This window comes from Kitasatospora sp. NPDC036755 (genome assembly GCF_040636595.1).
Taxonomy (GTDB): domain Bacteria; phylum Actinomycetota; class Actinomycetes; order Streptomycetales; family Streptomycetaceae; genus Kitasatospora.
The window spans coordinates 1-5,196 of record NZ_JBEZUT010000460.1; the positions used below are offsets into that span (position 1 = coordinate 1).

The 5,196-nt window shown below is 69.7% G+C and carries 2 protein-coding genes; one reads left to right on the forward strand and one right to left on the reverse strand.

Annotated features, from left to right (window positions below):
- Positions 1-171: 171 nt before the first annotated feature.
- A complete protein-coding gene (locus tag AB0E96_RS37905; protein WP_359830922.1) occupies positions 172-2,331 on the forward strand; it encodes a collagenase in 2,160 nt (719 codons plus the stop codon).
- A gap of 176 nt (positions 2,332-2,507) precedes the next feature.
- On the opposite strand, the gene AB0E96_RS37910 is transcribed toward AB0E96_RS37905, so the two are convergent.
- Positions 2,508-5,018 (reverse strand): DUF3516 domain-containing protein, encoded by a 2,511-nt coding sequence (locus AB0E96_RS37910; protein ID WP_359830924.1) that lies wholly within the window; start codon positions 5,016-5,018, stop codon positions 2,508-2,510.
- Positions 5,019-5,196: the final 178 nt, after the last annotated feature.

Genomic DNA, 5,196 nt, shown 5'->3' on the forward strand with positions numbered 1-5,196 from the left:
CACTCGTGCGAGTGACACTTTTATCCACAACCCCCTGGTTATCCACAGGGTTTCGCCGATGCCGCCGACACGGCCGCGGCAGACGTCCCCGTCGCGGCCGAGTCCCTGGCCGCACAGCCCTGCACCCCGGCGGACTTCGCCGCGCGCAGCGGGGCCGACCTGGTCGCGTTCATCAGGAGCTCGACCCCGGACTGCGTCCGGGGCCTGTACAGCAGCGGCGGCACCGACCCGGGCATCTTCAAGCAGTCCCGGATGCTGTCCGTCGCCGCCGCCTTCAAGGAACTGGCCGCCGGCTACACCGGCGACAACTCGACCGGCGTCCAGCAGCTGGCGCTCTACCTCCAGGTCGGCTACTACATCCAGTTCAACCACCCCGACGCCACCGGCCCGTACACCGGCGAGCTCACCACCGCCGTCCGGGCCGCCCTGGACGCCTTCTTCGCCGGCTCCCGCTGGCACGACGTCAGCGAGAGCAACGGCATCGTGCTCAAGGACGTCGTGTGGCTCACCGACAGCGCCAACGTCCAGGCCGGCTACCTGAACGCCTACAAGCGGATACTCGACGACTACGACAATTCCTACAACGCGATCCCGAAGATGGTCGGCGCGGTCAACTCCGTGCTGCAGTACCCGCTTTGGCGCGGCAACTCGAACCCGGACTTCGTCAGGGCCGTCGCCGCGGACCCGGGCGTCGCCCGCTCGCTCGCCGACTTCGCGATCAACCACAAGGACCTGATCGGCGGGTCCAACGAGGTCCTGTCCACCAACGCCGGCAACGACCTCGCCCGGTTGGCCGGGAGCGGCGCCGCCGTCGAGCCCCTGGTCAAGCCGCTGGTCAAGAAGGTGCTGGACGCCGCGCCGCTGCTGACGCCCGCCGCGCCGCTGTACGTGCACACGGCCGTCCAGGCCAACTGGTACAACGGCGGCCAGTGCTCGTACTACGGCACCTGCGACCTGCCCGCCAAGCTCACCTCGGTCGTCCTGCCGAAGCAACTGGTCTGCGACAACCGCACCATCAAGTCCCAGGCGCTGTCCGCCGAGGAACTGGCCACCGTCTGCGCCAGCCTGCGCAACCAGGACGCGCTGTTCCACGACGTGGTCAAGGACAACGGGCCGATCCCCGGCCAGTACGCCCAGAACGTCACCTTCGGGATCTTCGCCAACAAGACCGACTACACCACCTACTCGTGGGCGATCTTCGGCAACGACACCGACAACGGCGGCGAGACCGTCATGGACGCCACCGACCCGAACGTGCCGGCCGTGACGGTGATGTACCAGAAGTCCTGGAACCTCAACGACCCCGCCCGGGTGTGGAACCTGAACCACGAGTACACCCACTACCTGGACAGCATCTACGACCTCAAGGGCAACTACCCCACCCAGATGTCCGTCCCGGACATCTGGTGGGTCGAGGGCCTCGCCGAGTACGTCTCGCACCGCTACCGCGGCGCCACCGACACCGACGCGATGACCCAGGCCGCCAAGCACACCTACAAGCTCAGCGACCTCTTCCAGAGCACCCCCCGCAACTCGGACTCCACCCGGGTCTACCCGTGGGGCTACCTGGCCACCCGGTACATGCTGGAGAAGCACCCGGCCGATGTCCAGGCCATGCTGACCCGCTTCCGCGCCGGTGACTACCAGGGCGGCTACGCGGTCTACAACGGCCTCGGCACCTCCTACGACGCCGACTTCGACCTCTGGCTCGACGCCTGTGCCGCCGGCGCCTGCTACAACCCCGGCCCGACCGCCCTGTTCGACACCTCGGTGAACGGCGCGACCGTCACCGCGAACGACCGCTCCGTGCAGACCGGTTCCGGCCGCATCACCGCCTGGCACTGGACCTTCGGCGACGGAACCTCCTCTGAGGAGCGCAACCCGAGCCACACCTACGCGGCCTCCGGCAGCTACACCGTCGCCCTCACCGCCACCGACGACACCGGCCGGATCTCCACCACCCCGACCACCGTCACCGTCACCGCCGGCCCCGTGACCCTGCCCGCCTGCACCGAGCAGCGTGCCGACGCGATGGGCCGCAACTGCTCGCGCACCGGCCGCACCGCCACCGCCGGCAACCTCGACTACCTGTACGTCTACCTGCCCGCCGGGACCACCACGCTGACGGTCACCACCTCCGGCGGCACCGGCACCGCGCACCTCTACTACAACGCGGACACCTGGGCGTCGCCGAAGGCCTTCACGGCCTCCTCCACCGCCACCGGCACCAGCCAGTCCCTCACCGTCACCAACCCCACCGCCGGCTACCGCTACCTCAGCCTGTACGCGGTCACCGACTTCAGCGGCGTCACGGTCAGCACCCGGTTCTGACCTTCGTCCCGCCACCTCGGCGAGCGCCCGGCCGGTCCTCCCGGCCGAGCGCTCGCCTCCGTCGTGCCGGGACGGCGGTCGACGGCGGCGGCACAGGGCCTCGCCGACCACCGGACGGACAGGATGTCGAGAGCCGTGGCAAGGCCGGGCGGACAGGCATCCGGCCCGGCCCGGGCTCAGCCGCCGAGCCGGTCCACGGCGGTCACCCGGACCACCGCCCGGCCCTCCTCGTCCGAGCCGTACAGGTCGACCTCGGCGCTGATGCCCCAGTCGTGGTCGCCCTCCGGGTCGTCGAAGATCTGCCGGACCCGCCAGGCGGAGTCCTCCTCCTCGATGATCAGCATCTTCGGGCCGCGCGCGTCCGGACCGGTGCCCAGGTCGTCGTACTCCTCCCAGTACCCGTCCATGGCGTCCGCCCAGCGGTCCGCGTCCCAGCCGTACTCGCCGTCCAGCGCGCCGAGCTCCTCGTAGTGCTCCAGCGCGCACAGCTCGACCCGGCGGAACATCTCGTTGCGCACCAGGACGCGGAAGGCGCGGGCGTTGGCGGTGACCGGCGCCGGCTTGTCGTCCAGCCGCACCTCGGCGGCCTGCGGCTCGGTCGGGTTGGCCAGCTGCTCCCACTCGTCCAGCAGGCTGGAGTCGACCTGGCGGACCAGCTCGCCGAGCCAGGCGATGACGTCCTTGAGGTCGTCGGTCTTCACGTCCTCGGGGACGGTCTGCTCCAGCGCCTTGAACGCGCCGGCCAGGTAGCGCAGCACGATGCCCTCGGTGCGGGCCAGCTCGTAGAAGCCGACGTAGTCCGTGAAGGTCATCGCCCGCTCGTACAGGTCGCGGACCACCGACTTCGGCTGCAACTGGTGGTCGCCGATCCACGGGTGCGCCCGGCGGTACACCTCGTAGGCGTGGGTGAGGAGCTCCTCCAGCGGCTTCGGGTAGGTGATCTCCTGGAGCCGCTCCATCCGCTCCTCGTACTCGATGCCGTCCCGCTTCATCTCGCCGACGGCCTCGCCGCGCGCCTTGTTCTGCTGCGAGGCGAGGATCTGGCGCGGGTCGTCCAGGGTCGCCTCGACGACCGAGACGACGTCCATCGCGTACGAGGGCGAGGTCGGGTCGAGCAGTTCGAAGGCGGCCAGCGCGAAGGTGGACAGCGGCTGGTTGAGCGCGAAGTTCTCCTGGAGGTCCAGGGTGAGCCGCACGATCCGGCCCTCGGCGTCCGGCTCGGGCAGCCGCTCCACCACGCCGCCCTCCAGCAGCGAGCGGTAGATGGCGATCGCGGTGCGGATGTGCCGGCGCTGCGCGGCCCGGTCCTCGTGGTTGTCGGTCAGCAGCTTGCGCATCGCCTCGAAGGCGTTGCCCGGGCGGCCGATCACCGACAGCAGCATCGCGTGGCTCACCTTGAACCGGGAGACCAGCGGCTCCGGGTCGGCGCCGATCAGCTTGTCGAAGGTCTCCTCGGTCCAGCCGACGAAGCCCTCCGGGGCCTTCTTCCGGACGACCTTGCGCTTCTTCTTCGGGTCGTCCCCGGCCTTGGCGATCGCCTTGTCGTTCTCGATCACGTGCTCGGGCGCCTGTGCGACCACCTGGCCGACGGTGTCGAAGCCGGCCCGGCCGGCCCGGCCGGCGATCTGGTGGAACTCGCGGGCGCGCAGGATGCGCACGCGCTGTCCGTCGTACTTGGACAGGGCGGTGAACAGCACCGTGCGGATCGGCACATTGACGCCGACGCCGAGCGTGTCGGTGCCGCAGATGACCTTCAACAGGCCCGCCTGGGCGAGGCGTTCGACCAGCCGGCGGTACTTCGGCAGCATGCCCGCGTGGTGCACGCCGATGCCGTGGCGCACGTAGCGGGACAGATTGCGGCCGAACTTGGTGGTGAAGCGGAAACCGCCGATCAGATCGGCGATGGCCTCCTTCTCCGCCTTCGAGCACATGTTGATGCTCATCAGCGACTGGGCCCGCTCCACCGCTTCCTTCTGGGTGAAGTGCACGACGTAGACCGGCGCCTGGCCGGTCTGCAGCAGCTCCTCCAGGGTGTCGTGCAGCGAGGTGCGGCGGTACTCGTAGAACAGCGGCACCGGGCGGGTCGCGTTGCGCACCACCGTGGTCGGACGGCCGGTGCGGCGGGTCAGGTCCTCCTCGAAGCGGCGGACGTCGCCGAGCGTCGCCGACATCAGCAGGAACTGCGCCTGCGGCAGCTCCAGCAGCGGGATCTGCCAGGCCCAGCCGCGGTCCGGCTCCGCGTAGAAGTGGAACTCGTCCATGACCACCTGGCCGATGTCGGCCCGGGCACCGTCGCGCAGCGCGATCTGGGCGAGCACCTCGGCGGTGCAGCAGATGATCGGCGCGGTCGGGTTCACGCTCGCGTCGCCGGTCATCATGCCGACCTGCTCGGTGCCGAACATCTTCACCAGGTCGAAGAACTTCTCCGACACCAGCGCCTTGATCGGGGCGGTGTAGAAGGTCCGCTGCCCCTCCGCCAGCGCCGCGAAGTGCGCACCCGCCGCCACCAGGCTCTTGCCCGAGCCGGTCGGCGTCGCGAGGATGACGTTGTTCCCCGACACCAACTCGATCAGCGCCTCCTCCTGCGCCGGGTACAGCGTGATCCCCCGCTCCTCCGCCCAGGCTGCGAACGTCTCGTACAACGCGTCGGGGGTGGCGGGCTTCGGCATCAGATCAAGGAGGGTCACCCGGCTATCTTGCCTGTTCGCCGCCACCCCGGGCAAAGCCCGGGGCCGTGCCGGGCGGGTCAGCGCACGGCCGCGGCCGGGGGCGGCGGCGTGGACGTACGTGCCCGCTACCTGGGTGTCGAGGACGGGCCGCGCGATCAAATTGAACTTGACCAGCAGCCATTCAAGTGGATTGCTT